Here is a 17226-nt window from a genome sequence, read left to right as displayed (position 1 = left end):
CATGGGCCACAACAACACCAACGCCCCCGTGGCGCGATTTCCCGAGGTCAGCCGCCCCAAGCTGGAGGGCGGCCGGCGCTTTGTCATGCATTCGGGCTTTCAGCCAGCGGGCGACCAGCCGGGCGCCATCGCCGAACTGTCCCGCGGCGTGCAACAGGGCGAGCGCGACCAGGTGCTTCTGGGCGCGACCGGCACCGGCAAGACCTTCACCATGGCCAAGGTGATCGAGGCAACGCAGCGCCCCGCCATCATCCTGGCCCCGAACAAGACCCTGGCCGCACAATTATACGGCGAATTCAAGAGCTTCTTTCCAGAGAACGCTGTCGAGTACTTTGTCAGCTACTATGACTACTACCAGCCCGAGGCCTATGTGCCACGCTCGGATACCTATATCGAGAAGGAATCGCAGATCAACGAGGCCATCGACCGCATGCGCCATTCGGCGACGCGGGCACTGCTGGAACGCGACGACGTGATCATCGTGGCCTCGGTCAGCTGCATCTACGGCATCGGCTCGGTCGAGACCTATTCGGCCATGACCCAGGACATGATCGTGGGCCAGATGTATGAACAGCGCCAGTTCCTGGGCGAGTTGGTCGCGCAGCAATACCGCCGCCTCGACGCCGCCTTCCAGCGTGGCGGTTTCCGGGTGCGCGGCGATGTGGTCGAACTTTGGCCCGCCCACCTCGAGGACCGCGCCTGGCGCTTTGACTTCTTTGGAAACGAGCTTGAATCGATTACCGAATTCGATCCTCTGACCGGGGCGCGGACCGACAGCTTCCAGCAGATCCGCATCTATGCCAACAGCCACTACGTCACGCCCCGCCCGACATTGCAGCAGGCAATCAAGGGTATACGCGCAGAACTTCAGGCACGGTTGAAACAGCTGACCGACGAGGCCAAGCTGCTGGAGGCGCAGCGGCTGGAGCAGCGCACGAACTTTGACCTGGAAATGCTTGAGGCGACAGGCGTTTGTAGTGGGATCGAGAACTATTCCCGCTATCTGACCGGCCGCGCCCCGGGTGAGCCGCCACCGACCCTGTTCGAGTTCATCCCCGACAATGCCATCGTCTTCGCCGATGAATCGCATGTCTCGGTGCCGCAGATCGGCGGCATGTATCGCGGCGACTTCCGGCGCAAGTTCACCCTGGCCGAACATGGCTTCCGCCTGCCCTCCTGCATGGACAACCGGCCGCTGAAATTCGAGGAATGGGACGCGATGCGCCCGCAGTCGGTCTTTGTCAGCGCCACGCCCGCGCAATGGGAACTGGACCAGACCGGCGGCGTCTTTACCGAGCAGGTGATCCGCCCCACCGGGTTGCTGGACCCGCAGATCGAGATCCGGCCGGTCGAGATGCAGGTGGACGACCTGCTGGACGAGGTGCGCCGCGTCGCGTCCGCCGGCTATCGCACCCTGGTCACCACGCTAACCAAGCGCATGGCCGAGGATCTGACCGAATACCTGCACGAACAGGGCATCCGCGTGCGCTACATGCACAGCGACATCGACACGATCGAGCGCATCGAGATCTTGCGCGACTTGCGGCTGGGCGCCTTCGACGTGCTGGTGGGCATCAACCTGCTGCGCGAGGGGCTGGACATTCCCGAATGCGGGCTGGTCGCCATTCTGGATGCCGACAAGGAGGGCTTCCTGCGCTCGGAAACCTCGCTGATCCAGACCATCGGCCGCGCGGCACGAAATGCCGATGGCCGCGTCATCATGTATGCCGACCGGGTTACCGGCAGCATGGAACGCGCCATGGCCGAGACCGAGCGCCGCCGGCAAAAGCAGAGCGCCTATAACGCGGCGCATGGCATCACGCCGCAGACGGTCAGGAAGAATGTCGAGGACGTGCTGGCCGGGCTCTGGCAGGGCGACACCGATCAGGCGCGGGTCACCGCGCGGATCGAGCAGCCGCTGGTCGGCGCCAATCTGGCCGCGCATCTTGACGGGCTGCGCCTGCAGATGCGCAAGGCCGCCGAGAACCTGGAATTCGAAGAGGCGGCGCGGCTGCGCGACGAGGTGCGCCGGCTCGAGGCGGTCGAACTGGCCGTGGCCGACGATCCCCTGGCGCGGCAGTCCGCCATCGAGGAAGCTGCCGAAAAGGCGGTCAAGGCTTCGGGCCGTTCAACCGCCGGTCGTGCCGGGCAGCGCGGCGGCAACAAGCGGTCGAAGCGCCGGCACTGACACGCCGGACCTGCCGAAATAGACAGGCCGTAATGATTTGATTTCATGGCGGTAACGGGCGCACCATCACGGGATACTGAGTGATGGAGGTAAAGATGTCAGTGCTTGCGCTGGACGCCGGGACATTGCAACTGGATCCCGAGATTGCCAAGGCCGCCGGTGCCGCGGCCGCCGAGGCCTATCGCGGCCGCAAACCCTATCCCTACGGTGGCTTTGACGATTTCCTTCCGCCCGAGGTGCTGGACCGGGTCCGCGAAGAGTTGCAGGCCCTGCCCGAAGCCGAGACCAGCTTCAACCGGCCGCAGGAAAAGCTGAAGACCAGCTATGTTCCCGAACGCCTGCCCGCCTATACCCGCAACCTGTTCTATGTGCTGAACTCGCGCCCGTTCGTGCAGTTCCTTGAAAACATGACCGGCATCAAGGGGCTGATTCCGGACCCGTATTTTGCCGGCGGCGGCGTGCATGTCGTGGCGAATGGCGGACATCTGGATATTCATGCCGATTTCAACCACAACTCGATCCTGAATCTGGAACGCCGCCTGAACGTGCTGATCTATCTGAACAAGGACTGGAAAAAGGAATACGGCGGCTCCTTCGAGATCTGGAACCATGAAATGACCGAGATGGTCGAAAGCTTTGTGCCGCAGTTCAACCGCATGGTGTGCTTCAACACCGGCTCGGACACCTGGCACGGCAACCCGACCCCGGTCAACCATCCCGAGGGCCGGCCGCGCATGTCGCTGGCGCTGTATTACTATACCGCGACCTGGGACGGCACCAAACGCTCGCATACGACGCTGTTCAAGCCGCGTCCCGGCACCGCCGACCAGGCCGACCGCGAGACCCGGCGCACCGAGATGCTGCAGGACATACTGCCGCCGATCATGTTCCGCCGCGTCATCGGCCCGCTGCGCCGGCTGGGGTTCTAGGGGTTGGCCCGTGATCAGCCCAGCCAGGTCATGATCTGGTCGCTCAGCGCCTCGATCTCGGCAAGGGCGGCGGGGTTGCGGTTGCCATCGGCCACGCCCAGCCCCTGGCCCAGGGTCTCGGCATAGGCAACGCGATTCGTCACCTGTGCCTCGGCCACCTCAGCGCCCAGTTCGGCCGCCTTGCCGGCGACCTCGGCGCCAAGGCGCGAATTCGGGCGGGTGCGGTTCATCACGATCAGGGTCTCGCATTTCTCGCGCCGCGCCAGGTCAAGGACGCCTTCGGTCGCCCAAAGATCGACATGGCTGGCCGCCACCGGCACCAGCACCAGATCGGCGACGCGCAGCGCCGGGCGCAGGTCGGCGTCGATCTTGGGCGGGGTGTCGATGATGACGAAATCGTGGCGCTTTTTCAGCTTGTCCGATTCATAGCTGGCCCCCCAGGCCGAGGAGGTGGTGAACTCCAGCGCCTCGTCATCGCCCAGCCGCCCCAGCCGTTCCAGGAACCAGCGGCCCATGCTGCCCTGCGGATCGGTGTCCAGCAACCCGACCGAATGGCCGCGCGCGCGCAGCATCACCGCCAGATTGACCGCAATCGTCGTCTTGCCCGAGCCACCCTTCTGCTGGGCGACCGTAATGATGCGTCCTGCCATGCCCCCTCCGTTCCGGTTGTGCGTCCCGTTGTTTTGCAAAGCCTAGGGGCTATTGGCGCGCGATGCACGGGTTTTCCGCGGCCCTGGCCTCAGTCGTTCCAGCTATCGACAACCTCATACATCACCGGCTCGAAATGGCGGCACATGCTGTGGATGGCGCGGTTGCGCTGGCGCATCTCGGGGGTGCGCAGCATGGCCTGATAGTCGCGGCGGTCGCGCCATTGCGAATAGGTGGCGATGCGGGTCTGGGCGTCGTTCAGATGCATGGCGGCCGAGACATAGCCCGGCTGGCGCGAGATCACCTGCGCATAGGCATCACCCAGCGCGTCCAGCACGTCCTGCGCCGTGCCCGGGGTCACGTCGAAGGTGCAGATCACCGTCTGACCCTGAAAGTTCTTGTCGATTCGCGTCATGGCTCGGGCTCCTTCCCCTTGGCTCGCCTTGTCCTCAGCCTACGATAGCGCGCGCCCGGTTGCAGCGGTTTTTCTGTCGCGCCATGCTGCCCGCGCAAACGTTAGGGAGACGCGCGATGATTCCGGTCTTTGACGGCCACAACGACTTTCTGCAGCGCATGGTCAAGGCGGGGGCGGATCGCGATCGCCTCTGGCTGCATGGCGACGGCAGCGGCCACATGGACCTGCCGCGGCTGCGCGCGGGCGGCATGATCGGCGGGTTTTTCGCCATCTGGACGCCCTCGCCGGCATCATCCGACGATGACGTGATCTCGGCGCTGAAGAAAAAGCCGCCCTTTGCCCTGCCCCTGCCCGACGAGGTGCCGGCCGAAGACGCCCTGCCCCATGCGCTGGCCCAGGCCGGGCAGCTGATGGCGATGGAGCGGAGCGGCACCCTTGCCATCTGCCGCAGCGCCGCCGAGATCCGTGCCGCCATGGCCCGGGGCCGCATCGCCGCCATCCTGCATATCGAGGGCGCCGAGCCGATCCCCGACCTGGACACGCTGCAGGTCTGGCACGCGATGGGCCTGCGCTCGCTGGGACCGGTCTGGTCGCGGCCGACGCGCTATGGCCATGGCGTGCCCTTTGCCTTTCCCTCCTCGCCCGACACCGGGCCGGGGCTGACCCCCGAGGGCCGGGATCTGGTGCGCGAATGCAACCGGCTGCGCATCATGCTGGACCTGTCACATCTGAACGAAAAGGGTTTCGACGACATCGCGGCGCTATCGGACGCGCCGCTGGTCGCCAGCCACAGCTGCGCCCATGCCGTCGCGCCCAGTTCGCGCAACCTGACCGACCGGCAGCTGCGGGTGATCGCCGATTCGGCGGGGCTGGTCGGGCTGAACTATGCCGTGGGCTTTCTGCACCCCGAGGGGCTGCGCGATCCCCTGCCCGGCTTCGACATCATGCTGCGCCATCTCGATCACCTGCTGGGCGTGCTGGGCGAGGACGGTGTGGCGCTGGGGTCGGATTTCGACGGCGCCGAGCTGCCGCAGGACCTGGGCGATGCGAGCGCCCTGCCGCAGCTGCTGCAGGCCATGCTGGACCACGGCTATGGCCGGGATCTGGTCGAAAGGATCGCCTGGCGGAACTGGATCTCGGTGCTGGAAAGGACATGGGGCGCCTGAGGCGCCCCACATCCTTGATCTCGTCGGGGGCTTCACGAACCTCAACCAGACACTCGGCACACAACACCCGGTCCGTCGGCCCCCGTATTGCAACCATGCACCGACTCGCGTGAAAATTGAACCTGTCCCTTGGGACAGGTTAACGCTATCGGGTGGCGCAATCCGGCAAGATGTCGCAGCTCATGCCTCGGTCACCTGCGCCGTGGCCTCCAGCGCATTGGCCAGGGCGCGCAGCCGCGCCTCGGCCACCTCGCCCATCAGTGCCGCGCCGATCCGCGTCAGCCGCAGTTCCAGCACCTTGCGCTTGCCCGAGAATTTCAGCACCCCCGCCTCGGCCGGGTCCTTGACCGAGAACATGGCGCCAAAGCGCATGGCCTTGCCCAGCACCTCGGCATCGCGGATCTCCTGCTCGCTCAGCAGGCGAAACAGCGGCGCCATGGGCGAGTTGGTGCGGCTGCTCTTGTAGCGGTGCAGCAACGCAAGGCCCAGAAACACCCGCTCGGGGTGGGACAGCGCCGCCATGTTCGCCCGCGTCACATTGTCGAAACAGGCGTCGGCGCGATAGTCGGGATGCGTGCGCCAGGTGGTGTCATGCAGCATGCAGGCGGCGCGGATCAGCCGGTCGCGTTCGGGCGTCACATCGCCGAACAGCGGCCCGAGAAACTGGTAAAGCTTCTTGCCAAAGCCCGGCATGCGCGCCATCTGCCGTTCGGCAAACCGCGCCGCCTCGATCAGCGGGTCGCGCTGGCGCAGGGTGGTGGGCATCTGCTCGTAAAGCAGCCCCTCGCGGATGCCATAGGATGACACCGCCAGCGACTGCGGCTGCAGGTTCTGCACCAGATGCCGCAGCACCTGAGCCGCCAGCGGCACCAGTTCCATGCGGCTTTGCGAGATTCCGGTCATGGCGCGCATCTCGGCCACGGTCTTGTCGCCGATCCATTTCACCGTCTGCGCCACGCTTTCGGAGGTCATGCGGTATTCGTGCAGCACCGGCATCGGATAGTCGGTGCGCAGCATGTCCAGCCGCGCGATCGCCCGCCACGAGCCGCCGACCAGATAGATCTGCTCATGCCCGCGGCCCAGCTTCTCGCCGATCGCGTCGATATGGCGGCGGATGTGGTCGCGCATGCCGGCGCCGCCGCCCTCGACCTGCTGCAGCCGGAAGGGGCCCAGCGGCGTGGTGATGCAGCGCCCGACGCCGCCATTGGCCACCTCGGCCAGTTCCATCGAGTTGCCGCCGATGTCGCAGACCAGGCCCTTCGCATCCGGCCAGCCCAGCAGCACCCCCTGGGCGGACAGCCGCGCCTCCTCCTCGCCATGCACCACCCACAGCCTCAGCCCGGTCTCCTCCTCGACGGCGCGGCGGAATTCGGGCCCGTCCTCGGCCTCACGCACGGCGGCGGTGGCGACGCAGGTCAACGGCTTGATGCCCATGCCCTCGGCCAGCACTGAAAACCGGCGCAGCGCCGACATGCCGCGGCGCACGCCCTCGGGGTTCAGCCGGCCGGTGGTCGCCAGCCCCTGACCCAGCCCCGCCATCACCTTTTCATTGTAGAAATACGCCGGCGAGCGCGCGGCGCCGTCAAAGACCACCATGCGGATCGAGTTCGAGCCCACGTCCACCACGCCCACCCGGCTGAGCGACCTTTCCGTGGCGCGTTCGAACAGCGCACGCCCAAAGGGCTCGACGGTCTCTCCGCTTGCGGTGGTGATGCCGTTCATCGGGGTCCTCGCGAGTGCGTTACCGCGCCGGGGCGCGCGAACTGGATGGGGCAAATGCGCCGCTGCGTCAATCCGCCGCGTAGGTCAGGGCCGGCACGTCGCGCGCACCGGCGCTGCCGCGCCCCGAAAGCGAGGGGTTGTCCATGAAGAAGCGGTGGCAGGAAAACAGGTCCTCGCGGTCGGTCGGCAGATAGCGCAGATAGCGCCCGTCGGGCTGCAAAAGCCAGCTCTGCGCCTCGTCGGCCATGTTGGCGGCCATGATCTGGCTGGTGATCTGCGCCTTGACCGTCTCGTTCAGGCATTCGATCAGCACCTCGACGCGGCGCGACAGGTTGCGGTCCATCCAGTCGGCCGAACTGATGAACACCCGCGCGCGGGTCGAGGGCAGACCAAAGCCGTTGCCGAAACAGACGATGCGCGAATGTTCCAGAAAGCGGCCTACGATGGACTTGACGCGGATATTGTCGGACATGCCGGCGATGCCCGGGCGCAAGCCGCAGATGCCGCGCACCACCAGGCTGATCCGGACCCCGGCCTGGCTTGCGGCGTAAAGCGCCTCGATCACGTCCTTTTCGATCAGGCTGTTCATCTTGGCCCAGATCTCGGCCGGGCGGCCGCGGCGGGCGAAATCGGCCTCGCGCGCGATCAGCTCCAGCAGCCGCTCCTTCAGCATGATGGGCGAGATCGCCATGTTCTCCAGCCCCTCGGGCTGGACATAGCCCGACAGGAAGTTGAACACTTTCGAGGCGTCGCGCCCCAGCGCCGCGTCGCAGGTGAACAGCGACAGGTCGGTATAGATGCGGGCGGTGATCGGGTGATAGTTGCCGGTGCCGAAATGCGTGTAGGTGACCAGCTGCTCGCCCTCGCGGCGCACCACGGCGCTGATCTTGGCATGGGTCTTGTATTTCATGAAGCCATAGACGACATGCGCGCCGGCGCGTTCCAGCCGCCGCGACTGGCGGATGTTCGACGCCTCGTCGAAGCGCGCCTTCAACTCGACCAGGGCGGTGACCGACTTGCCCGATTCCGCCGCCTCGCACAGCGCGTCCACGATGGGGCTGTCATAAGAGGTGCGGTAAAGCGTCTGCTTGATCGCCAGCACGTCCGGATCGCGCGCCGCCTGCGCCAGAAAGCGCACCACCATGTCAAAGGTTTCGTAGGGATGGTGCAGCAGCATGTCCTTCTTGCGGATCGCCGCGAACATGTTGCCTTCGTGGTCCTGCACGCGTTCGGGCACGCGCGGGGCAAAACCCGGCCATTGCAGGTCACGGCGCGCCTCCAGCACCAGCTCGCGCAGGTCCGCGACGCCCAGCAGCCCCTCGACCTCGATCACCTCCTCGGGGTTGACGCGCAGCTCTTCCATGATCAGCCGCCGGATGCGGTCCGAGGCGCCCGAGGTGATCTTGAGCCGGATGACCGAGCCGCGGCGACGCCGCTTCAGCGCATGTTCGAATTCGCGCACCAGGTCCTCGGCCTCTTCCTCGACCTCAAGATCGCTGTCGCGCAGCACCCGGAAGGCGCAATGGCCGATGTCGCGATAGCCGGGAAACAGGCTGGGCAGATGCATCAGCAGCAGTTCCTCAAGCGGCAGGAACCGCTTGCCCCCCGGCAGCGGGATGAAGCGCGCCACCTGCTGCGGGATCGGCAGCAGCGCCTGCATGCGCCGCCCGTCGCTTTCCCGCGCCAGTTCCAGCGCCAGCGAAAAGCCGGCGTTCGGGATGAAGGGAAAGGGATGCGCCGGGTCGATGGCCAGCGGCGAAAGCACCGGAAACACCTGGTCAAGGAAATGCCGGCGCAGGATCTCGTCCTCGGCCCGCGTCAGCTGCGAGCGTGTCAGGATGGTGATCTCGGCCTGCTCCAACTCGCGGCGCAGGCTGTTCCACACCGTCTGCTGCGCCCCCATCAGGCGGCGGGCGTCGGCATTGACCAGCGCCAGTTGCTCGGCCGCGCTCAGCCCGTCCTCGGACAGCGTTGTGGTGCCCTCGCGCACCAGCTCGCGCAGGCCGGCGACGCGCACGGTATAGAATTCGTCCAGATTCGTCGCCGAGATCGACAGAAAGCGCAGCCGCTCAAGCAGCGGCACATTCGGGTTGCGAGCCTCGTCCAGCACGCGCCAGTTGAACGCAAGCCAGCTGATCTCGCGGTTGAAGACGCGCGCCTGCCCCTCGGGCACACCCTCGGGCAGATCGCAGGGGGGCGGGAACGGGGTTCTGAGGAAATCGGCCTGGGTCATGTCATGCAGCGCGAGAAAAGTCGGCCGATCATGCCTCGGCCAGTGTCAGCTTGTCCAGAAGCTCGGCCGCGAGGCGGCGGCTGATGGCGCGCCGCCCGGCCAGCGATTCCCGGTCCATGGCCGCGACCAGCCGCCGCGCCAGGTCAAGGTCGCGGTCCATGCGCAGCGCCAGCCAGTCGATGACCTCGGGCGCGACCTGCACCTGGCGGTCGGCAAACAGCTTGACCAGCACCGCAGGCACAAGCGCGTCGTCGGGAGGCCCCAGCACCGCCTGCGCCGCACTTTCCAGCCGCGAGCGCAGGTCGGGCAGGCGCACCCCCCAGTCGCGCGGCGGGCCCTGGGCGGTGAGCAGCAGCGCCGCCTCGCGCGCGCCGGCAAGGTTCCACAGGTGAAACAGGCCGCGCTCGGCCACCGGGTTGCCGCCGGTCTCATGCGCGTCCTCGACGACCAGCGGCTGGCCGGGCACAACCAGATCGTCGATCTGCTCGGCGCAAAGCGTCCAGCCGTGGCAGACATGCGCGCCGTGTTCCGCCGCCCAGAAGCCCACCAGATGCGACTTGCCCGAACCCGGTCCGCCGATCAGCAAGAGCCGCCCCTGAGGCCAGTGCGCCGGCGCATCCAGCATCGCCAGCGCGTCGCGATTGGCCGCGGTGATCAGGAAATCGTCGCGGGTCGAGGCGGGCGGCATGGTCAGGTCAAGGGTCAGCTGCCTTGCCACCGCCTAGTCGCCCCCGTCCACCGCAGCACCCGGCGCCAGATCGCGCGCCACCGTGCCGCGCGGCACCAGTTCGACCCGCAAGGGCAGCGCCGGCCGGGCCGGCGGCTCGCGCCCGGTGTAAAGCGCGCTCTGCTTGTAGCGGCCGACGAGAAAGCGCACCAACACCCCCAGCGCCGCCGCGATCGGCACCGCCACCAGCAGGCCGACAAAGCCGAACAGCTTGCCGAACACCGTCAGCGCCAGCATCAGCCAGACCGGGTGCAGTCCGACGCTGCTGCCGACGATCTTTGGCTGCAGGTAATTTCCCTCGACCACCTGGCCGATGGCAAAGACCGCGATCACCGCGCCGATCCAGATCCACTGGCCCCAGAAGGCAAACAGCGCCACGCCAATGGCCAGCGCACCGCCGATCAGCACCCCCACATAGGGGATGAAGGACAGCGATGCCGCGATCACCCCGATCGCCAGGCCCGAAGGCAAGCCGATCAGCGCCAGCGCCACCGAATAGAAGGTGCCCAGAATCAGGATCACCGTGCCCTGGCCGCGCACGAAGCCCGACAGCGCCGCGTCGATCTCGCGCGCGATGCCACGGATGGTGTCGGCGTGGTCGCGCGGCAGCAGATCGTCGAGACGCGCCACCATTCCGTCCCAGTCCAGCAGCAGATAGAAGGCCACCACCGGCACCACCACCACCAGCATGATCACGCTGACCACGCTCAGCACCGAGCCGACCACGGTCGAGAACAGCTGCCCGCCGCGCTGGCCGATCTGTTCGCCGATGCGCGTCAGTGCGGCATTGGCCTGGCTGCCCTCGGTGAACACCTCGGGAAAGCGCATGGTCAGGAAATGCTGAAGCTTGCCGAACATCTCCGGCGCCGAGTCGATCAGCGCGCCTGTCTGTCTTGAGACTACCGGCAGCAGCAGCAGCACCAGCGCGCCGAAGATGACCAGCGCCCCCATGGTCAGCATCACCACCGACGTGGCGCGCGACAGGCCCAGCCGTTCAAGCCGGTCGGCCAGCGGGTCCAGCAGATAGGCGACCGCGGCCCCCAGGATGAAGGGCGTCAGCGTGTTGCCGATCCCCCAGAGCAACAGCATCAGAAGGATCGCCGCGCCGCTCCAATACCAGACCTGTTTCTGCACCGGCAGCTGCATCGCCCCTCCTGTTTCGGCATCCGCCCCTATGTGGACGGTCCGGGCGCGGCTTGCAAGGAAGGGCGTTGCCCCGTCCTGCGCTCTGCGCTAACCCGTCACGGCCATCATGAGGATCCTGCCATGCGTCTGACGCGCTATTTCATGCCCGTGCTCAAGGAAGACCCGAAAGAGGCGCAGATCGTCAGCCACCGGCTGATGCTGCGCGCCGGCATGATGAAGCAGCAGGCGGCGGGCATCTATTCCTGGCTGCCGCTGGGCTTTCGGGTGCTGAACCGCATCCAGCAGATCGTGCATGAAGAGCAGCAACGCGCCGGGCATATCCCGATGCTGATGCCGACGCTGCAACCGGCTGACCTGTGGCGCGAATCCGGCCGGTATGACGATTACGGCGAGGAGATGCTGCGCATCAAGGACCGCCACAAGCGCGACCTGCTTTACGGCCCCACCAACGAGGAGATGGTCACCGACATCTTCCGCAGCCATGTGAACAGCTACAAGGACCTGCCGCTGACGCTTTACCACATCCAGTGGAAGTTCCGCGACGAGATCCGCCCGCGTTTCGGCGTCATGCGCGGGCGCGAATTCCTGATGAAGGACGGCTACAATTTCGACCTGACCAAGGAAGACGCGCTGCATGCCTACAACCGGCATCTGGTCAGCTATCTGCGCACCTATGAACGCATGGGGTTGCAGGCGATTCCGATGCGCGCCGATGGCGGGCCGATCGGCGGCGACTATACCCATGAATTCCTGGTGCTGGCCGAGACCGGCGAATCCGAGGTCTTCTATGACCGCGAGATCACCGACCTGAAATTCGGCAGCCGCCAGATCGACTATGACAGCGTGGCGCAATGCCAGGCGGTGCTGGAGGAGTTCACCAGCCGCTATGCCCGCACCGACGAGACCCATGACGAGGCGATCTTTGCCCGCATCCCCGAAGACCGCCGCCGTTCCGCCCGCGGCATTGAGGTCGGCCAGATCTTCTATTTCGGCACCAAATATTCCGAGCCGATGGGTGCCAGCGTCGTCGGCCCGGACGGCAGCCGCGTGCCGGTGCACATGGGCAGCCACGGCATCGGCGTCTCGCGCCTGCTGGGGGCGATCATCGAGGCGCATCACGACGACAAGGGCATCATCTGGCCCGAGGGCGTGACCCCCTTCCATGCCGGCATCGTCAACCTCAAGCAGGGCGACGCCGCCACCGACAGCGCCTGCGAGGCGATCTATGCCGAGCTGAAATCGCTGGGGCTCGAGCCGCTCTATGACGACCGGGACGAGCGCGCGGGCGCGAAATTCGCGACCATGGACCTGATCGGCCTGCCCTGGCGCATCACCGTCGGTCCGCGCGGCATCGCGGCCAACAAGGTCGAGCTGACCTCGCGCCGCAGCGGCGAATCGCTTGAACTGTCGCCGCCCGAGGCGGTGGCGCGGCTGAAAGAAATCTATCGCCCGGTATTCGAGGCGGCACTCTAGCCGGCGGCAGCGCCGGACGGGTATCTGGAAAACGGAAACGGCGCGGCGCCCAAGGTGCCGCCACCGGCGCAGGAGGCGGGCTTGGCCAGGAAGGCGCTGATCACCGGGGTCACGGGGCAGGACGGCTCCTATCTGGCCGAATTCCTGCTGCAGAAGGGCTATGAGGTGCATGGCATCAAGCGCCGCGCCTCGTCCTTCAACACGCAGCGCATCGACCATATCTTTCAGGACCGGCACGAGGCAGAGCCGCGGTTCTTCCTGCATTACGGCGATCTGGGCGACAGTTCGAACCTGACCCGGCTGATGGCCGAGATCCGCCCCGACGAGGTCTACAACATGGCGGCGCAATCCCATGTCGCGGTCAGTTTCGAGGCGCCGGAATATACCGCCGATGTCGATGCCCTTGGCGCGCTGCGCCTGCTCGAGGCGATCCGGTTTCTGGGGCTCGAGCGGCAGACGCGCTATTACCAGGCCTCAAGTTCCGAGCTTTACGGGCTGGTGCGCGAAAGCCCGCAGACCGAGCGCACGCCATTTCATCCGCGCAGCCCCTATGCGGTGGCCAAGCTCTATGCCTACTGGATCACGGTGAACTACCGCGAGGCCTATGGCATGTTTGCCTGCAACGGCATCCTCTTCAACCACGAAAGCCCGCGCCGGGGCGAGACCTTTGTCACGCGCAAGATCACCCGCGGGCTCGCCAATATCGCGCAGGGGCTGGAGGATTGCCTGTATCTGGGCAATCTGGATGCGCTGCGCGACTGGGGGCATGCCCGCGACTATGTGCGCATGCAATGGCAGATGCTGCAATGCGACGAGCCCGATGATTACGTCATCGCCACCGGCGAGCAGCACAGCGTCCGCCAGTTCCTGATCTGGGCGGCGGCGGAACTGGGCATCGAGCTTGAGTTCCGCGGCCAGGGAACAGAGGAGACGGCGCTGGTGGCCTCGGTGCGTGGCGATCTGGCGCCGGCGCTGCACCCGGGCCAGGTGGTGATGCGCGTCGATGCGCGATATTTCCGCCCTGCCGAGGTTGCGACACTGCTGGGCGACGCCTCGAAGGCGCATCAGCGCCTGGGCTGGCAGCCCGAGACCAGCCTGCCGGAGTTGATCGCCGAGATGGTCGCCGCCGATCTGGATGCGGCGCGCCGCCAGGCGCTGCTCAGCCGACACGGGCTGGCGCGGCCCGCCCCCGCCCGGGAGGGATAGCGATGCGGCTTCTGATCACCGGCGGCAGCGGCATGGTCGGCCGCAACCTGCGCGACCATCCCGGCGCCGGCACCTGGCAGGTTCTGGCTCCCACGCGCGCAGAACTTGATCTGGGCGACGGCGCGGCGCTGCGCAGCTGGCTGGCGCGGCACCGCCCCGATGCGGTGGTCCATGCCGCCGGTCTGGTCGGCGGCATCCAGGCCAATATGGCCGAACCCTGGCGCTATCTGGCCGAAAACGCCCGCATCGGCCTGAACCTGATCACCGCCTGCCGCGAGGCGGGCGTCCCGCGGCTGATCAACCTCTGTTCCAGCTGCGCCTATCCGCGCGATCTTGGCCGGGACCTGCGCGAGGAGCAGATCCTGACCGGCCCGCTGGAGCCCACGAACGAAGGCTATGCGCTGGCCAAGATCATGGCGCTGCGCCTGGTCGAATATGCGCTGCGCGAAGAGCCGGGGCTGGGCTGGCGCACACTGATCCCGTGCAACCTTTACGGCCCGCATGACAAGTTCGACCCGGCGCGCTCGCATCTGCTGCCGGCGATCGTCCACAAGATCCACCAGGCGAAGGCGCAGGGCCGGGACACCGTCGAGATCTGGGGCGACGGCACGGCGCGGCGCGAGTTCCTTTATGCCGGCGATCTGGCCGAGGCGATCCTGCGCGCGCTGGCCGACCCCCTTGTCCTGCCGCCGGTGATGAACGTCGGCCCGGGCCAGGACCACGCGATCAACGACTATTACCGCATCGCCGCCGAGGTGATCGGCTGGCAGGGGCGCTTTACCCATGACCTGGCACGCCCGGTCGGCATGCAGCGCAAGCTGATGTCGGTGGCGCGTCAGACCGCCTGGGGCTGGGCGCCGCGCACCACCCTGCGCGAGGGCATTGCCGCCACCCATGCCTGGTATGTCGACCACCAGCCCTGAACCGCCCGCGCCGCAGAAGGTGATCACCCGCGCGCGGCGGCCGCTGGACTTGCCGCCGGGCCTCGCGCATGATCGCGCGCGCAGGCCGGCGCAAGGAAGATCATGGCAATCCACCGGGTAAGACGATTGGCCGCAGGGGCCGCGGTCCTTGCGGCTGTGGGCTTGGCCGGATTCGCGGTCTGGCCGGTGCCCCCGCATCCGGTGACGCCGGTGCCCGACCTGTCGCAACCGGCCGACAGCGGCTTTCATGCGGAACTGCTGGCACCGCAGCACGGGCTGACGCCCTTGCCGGCGCGCGTCACCGGCCGGGTCGCGGCCGGGCCGGAAGGGTCGAACCTGCGCCACGAATGGCCCGGCCTGCATGCGCTGGCGCGCTTTCAGGGCCGCGCGGTCACCCTGCGCCTTGACGATCCGGTCAACCGCTGGCGCATCACCCTGGACGGGCACGCGGTCGAGATCTCGCGCCCCGGCCGGCGCGACCTGCGGCTGGACGGTCTTACCGACGGCCCGCATGAGATCCGCGCCGAGAAGCTCAGCGAATCCCCGGGGCCGGCGCTGTTCGGTGGCTTTTTCCTTGACCCCGGCGCCAGGCCGCTGGCGCCGCCACCCGCGCGGGCGCTGATCGAATTCATCGGCGATTCCGACACCCTGGGCCTGGCCGATACCGCGCTGCGCCGCGACTGCTCGTCCGAGCAGGTCTATGCCGCGACCGACACCAGTCAAGGCTATGCCCCGCGGGTCGCACAGGCGCTGGGCGCCGATTACCGCATGATCGCGCGCAGCGGCACGCGGCTGTTGCCGAACTACGGCCATCCGACCCCGGTGCGCACCATGGAGATCCTCTATCCCCTGGCCCTGCCCAGCGATCCGGAAACGCCGGCCCTGCCCGAGGCCCGGGCCGATCTGCTGGTCATCGCGCTGGGCTCGAACGTCTTCGGCACCGAACTTGCCGATCAGGACCGGCTGCGGGGCAAGGGCGAGTTGCGCCGCGATTTCGGCCTGGCGCTGACGGATTTCGCCGCCCGGCGCGCGCGGGAAAACCCCGGCGCCACCGTGGTGCTGCTGGCCTTCGGCGAATACGGCGCCGATCTGGTCGCCTCGCACCAGGCCGCGGCCGAGGCCCTGACCCGGCAGGGGATCGCCAACCGCCTGATCGTCCTTGGCAAGCCCGGCCGCCACGCCTGCCTGTGGCACCCGACGCTGCAGGATCACCGCATGATCGCCGAGGCGACGCTGGCCGGGCTGCAGGGCGTGTTCCCGCCGCCCGCAGACTGATCCGCCCCTTGCGCCCGCCGCCCGGGCGGATGAAACTGTCCCCGTCCCGCCTAGCCGAGTAGCCATGCATTCCCTCAGACCGATCCGCAACCGCCTGCTTCGCTCCGCCGGACTGGGCGCGCGGAACTTCCTCGACACCGCCATCGAGCACTGGGAGGTCAGCCCGGCCGAGAAGGTGAACATTCCCGGCGGCATCTGGCTGCCCGACCAGGTCGAACATATCGCGCAGACCGAATTCGGCGGCCTGTCCGACATCCTGGCGCAGATGCTGGGCGATCCGCAGGAACCGATCGCGGCGACCCGGGCATTCCGGCTGCGCGATGTCGATTATGTCGACGGCGTCCTGCACGCGCGCGGGGCCGAGCTGCACCTGCGCCAGCGCAAGCATTCCGGGCTGACCTATGCCCGCCCCACCGAAAGCCTTTCCGCCGCGCTTTACGAAAGCTGGATCGGCAACCGCTGGTTCGGCAACTGGCTGCTGAACGACTGCCTGACCTATCGCCTGGCCGAGGCCGAGGGCCGGCCCGCGACCACCGCCCCCGAGCGCGGCGGCCATATCCGGCGCTATGAGGAATTGCTGGGCATGGCACCGCGCCGGCTTGGCGACGTGCATTTCGACGAGCTGGTGCTGTTTGACGACCTGCACAACAACAGCAGCCGCCGCGCCCGCGCACAGGAAAACCGCGCCCGCATCCTGGCCGGGCGCGAATTGCGGCCCCTGCCCGGCGTCTTCATCTTTCGCGGTGCCAGCGGCGATGCCCGCATCCTTGAGAACGAGGCCGAGATCGCCGAGCGCTTCGAGGCCGAGCACGGCTTTCGCACCCTTTTCATCGACCGCGACAGCGCCGACGAGATCGCCGGCGCCTGCGGTGCGGCGCGAATCGTCGCAGGCGTCGAGGGCAGCCAGCTGGCGCATGGCGTCATCGCCATGCCGCCCGGCGGCACACTGCTGACCCTGCAGCCGGCGGACCGCGTCACCACCTCGATGAAGATGCTGACCGATTGCTGGCGGCAGAATTTCGCCATGGTGGTCGGTGCCGGCGGCAAGTCGGGCTTTCGCATCGACTGGGATCAGGTCAACCGCACACTGGATCTGATTGCGGCGACCGCGACGCAAAACCCGTCCGAACAGTCAGGTTGAGTTTTTCCGCGCCGTCCGGATTATGGGCGGGAAC

General features: G+C 67.2%; 14 protein-coding genes. 8 read left to right on the top strand and 6 right to left on the bottom strand.

Annotated features, from left to right (window positions below; translation table 11 throughout):
- The first annotated feature begins 1 nt into the window (after position 1).
- The gene (gene uvrB, locus WMK75_RS05060) at positions 2–2188 is read left to right on the top strand and encodes an excinuclease ABC subunit UvrB (RefSeq protein WP_347266570.1); all 2187 of its coding nucleotides are present in this window, start codon (positions 2–4) and stop codon (positions 2186–2188) included.
- Between the two features lie 95 nt (positions 2189–2283).
- Complete coding sequence (locus WMK75_RS05055) at positions 2284–3117, top strand: 2OG-Fe(II) oxygenase (RefSeq protein WP_347266569.1); 834 nt, start codon at positions 2284–2286, stop codon at positions 3115–3117.
- 14 nt (positions 3118–3131) lie between these two features.
- Here WMK75_RS05055 and parA read toward each other — a convergent pair whose 3' ends face one another.
- Complete coding sequence (gene parA, locus WMK75_RS05050; RefSeq protein ID WP_347266568.1) at positions 3132–3767, bottom strand: ParA family partition ATPase; 636 nt, start codon at positions 3765–3767, stop codon at positions 3132–3134.
- Positions 3768–3856: 89 nt separating this feature from the next.
- A complete protein-coding gene (locus tag WMK75_RS05045) occupies positions 3857–4180 on the bottom strand; it encodes an antibiotic biosynthesis monooxygenase family protein (RefSeq protein ID WP_347266567.1) in 324 nt (107 codons plus the stop codon).
- Positions 4181–4296: 116 nt separating this feature from the next.
- Here WMK75_RS05045 and WMK75_RS05040 point away from each other — a divergent pair, with 116 nt between their 5' ends.
- Complete coding sequence (locus tag WMK75_RS05040) at positions 4297–5346, top strand: dipeptidase (protein ID WP_347266566.1); 1050 nt, start codon at positions 4297–4299, stop codon at positions 5344–5346.
- Positions 5347–5526: 180 nt separating this feature from the next.
- Here the strand turns inward: WMK75_RS05040 and WMK75_RS05035 are convergent, their stop codons facing one another.
- The 4 genes from WMK75_RS05035 to WMK75_RS05020 all read right to left on the bottom strand — a co-directional run bounded on the left by WMK75_RS05035 (position 5527) and on the right by WMK75_RS05020 (position 11174).
- Positions 5527–7068: a Ppx/GppA family phosphatase gene (locus WMK75_RS05035; protein ID WP_347266565.1), complete on the bottom strand. Its 1542-nt coding sequence runs from the start codon at positions 7066–7068 to the stop codon at positions 5527–5529.
- A gap of 67 nt (positions 7069–7135) precedes the next feature.
- Positions 7136–9301, bottom strand: coding sequence for an RNA degradosome polyphosphate kinase (locus WMK75_RS05030; protein ID WP_347266564.1), 2166 nt, complete (start codon positions 9299–9301; stop codon positions 7136–7138).
- A 28-nt stretch (positions 9302–9329) separates the two neighbouring features.
- Positions 9330–10019: a chromosomal replication initiator DnaA gene (locus WMK75_RS05025; RefSeq protein ID WP_347266563.1), complete on the bottom strand. Its 690-nt coding sequence runs from the start codon at positions 10017–10019 to the stop codon at positions 9330–9332.
- A gap of 3 nt (positions 10020–10022) precedes the next feature.
- Positions 10023–11174, bottom strand: coding sequence for an AI-2E family transporter (locus tag WMK75_RS05020; RefSeq protein WP_347266562.1), 1152 nt, complete (start codon positions 11172–11174; stop codon positions 10023–10025).
- A gap of 120 nt (positions 11175–11294) precedes the next feature.
- Here WMK75_RS05020 and proS point away from each other — a divergent pair, with 120 nt between their 5' ends.
- The 5 genes from proS to WMK75_RS04995 all read left to right on the top strand — a co-directional run bounded on the left by proS (position 11295) and on the right by WMK75_RS04995 (position 17192).
- Positions 11295–12647, top strand: coding sequence for a proline--tRNA ligase (gene proS, locus WMK75_RS05015; protein WP_347266561.1), 1353 nt, complete (start codon positions 11295–11297; stop codon positions 12645–12647).
- A gap of 81 nt (positions 12648–12728) precedes the next feature.
- Positions 12729–13853, top strand: a complete 1125-nt coding sequence (gmd, locus tag WMK75_RS05010; protein ID WP_347266560.1) for a GDP-mannose 4,6-dehydratase — start codon at positions 12729–12731, stop codon at positions 13851–13853.
- Between the two features lie 2 nt (positions 13854–13855).
- Positions 13856–14776, top strand: coding sequence for a GDP-L-fucose synthase (locus tag WMK75_RS05005; protein WP_347266559.1), 921 nt, complete (start codon positions 13856–13858; stop codon positions 14774–14776).
- 156 nt (positions 14777–14932) lie between these two features.
- Positions 14933–16051 (top strand): lipase, encoded by a 1119-nt coding sequence (locus tag WMK75_RS05000; protein ID WP_347266587.1) that lies wholly within the window; start codon positions 14933–14935, stop codon positions 16049–16051.
- 64 nt (positions 16052–16115) lie between these two features.
- Positions 16116–17192, top strand: coding sequence for a glycosyltransferase family 61 protein (locus WMK75_RS04995; protein ID WP_347266558.1), 1077 nt, complete (start codon positions 16116–16118; stop codon positions 17190–17192).
- The last annotated feature ends 34 nt before the right edge of the window (positions 17193–17226 follow it).

The organism is Paracoccus sp. (in: a-proteobacteria) (assembly GCF_039808215.1).
In the GTDB taxonomy this organism is placed as follows: domain Bacteria; phylum Pseudomonadota; class Alphaproteobacteria; order Rhodobacterales; family Rhodobacteraceae; genus Paracoccus.
The sequence above is the reverse complement of the archived record's forward strand: the minus strand, read 5'-3'. Positions and strand labels throughout refer to the sequence as shown.

What these genes read in the sequence shown, in the direction of transcription:
- WMK75_RS05055 (WP_347266569.1), top strand. Translation starts at nt 2,284, where the DNA reads ATGTCAGTGCTTGCGCTGGACGCCGGGACATTGCAACTGGATCCCGAG.
- WMK75_RS04995 (WP_347266558.1), top strand. Translation starts at nt 16,116, where the DNA reads ATGCATTCCCTCAGACCGATCCGCAACCGCCTGCTTCGCTCCGCCGGA.
- WMK75_RS05035 (WP_347266565.1), bottom strand. Translation starts at nt 7,068, where the DNA reads ATGAACGGCATCACCACCGCAAGCGGAGAGACCGTCGAGCCCTTTGGG.
- WMK75_RS05040 (WP_347266566.1), top strand. Translation starts at nt 4,297, where the DNA reads ATGATTCCGGTCTTTGACGGCCACAACGACTTTCTGCAGCGCATGGTC.
- proS (WP_347266561.1), top strand. Translation starts at nt 11,295, where the DNA reads ATGCGTCTGACGCGCTATTTCATGCCCGTGCTCAAGGAAGACCCGAAA.
- WMK75_RS05020 (WP_347266562.1), bottom strand. Translation starts at nt 11,174, where the DNA reads ATGCAGCTGCCGGTGCAGAAACAGGTCTGGTATTGGAGCGGCGCGGCG.
- WMK75_RS05045 (WP_347266567.1), bottom strand. Translation starts at nt 4,180, where the DNA reads ATGACGCGAATCGACAAGAACTTTCAGGGTCAGACGGTGATCTGCACC.
- WMK75_RS05030 (WP_347266564.1), bottom strand. Translation starts at nt 9,301, where the DNA reads ATGACCCAGGCCGATTTCCTCAGAACCCCGTTCCCGCCCCCCTGCGAT.
- WMK75_RS05005 (WP_347266559.1), top strand. Translation starts at nt 13,856, where the DNA reads ATGCGGCTTCTGATCACCGGCGGCAGCGGCATGGTCGGCCGCAACCTG.
- uvrB (WP_347266570.1), top strand. Translation starts at nt 2, where the DNA reads ATGGGCCACAACAACACCAACGCCCCCGTGGCGCGATTTCCCGAGGTC.
- parA (WP_347266568.1), bottom strand. Translation starts at nt 3,767, where the DNA reads ATGGCAGGACGCATCATTACGGTCGCCCAGCAGAAGGGTGGCTCGGGC.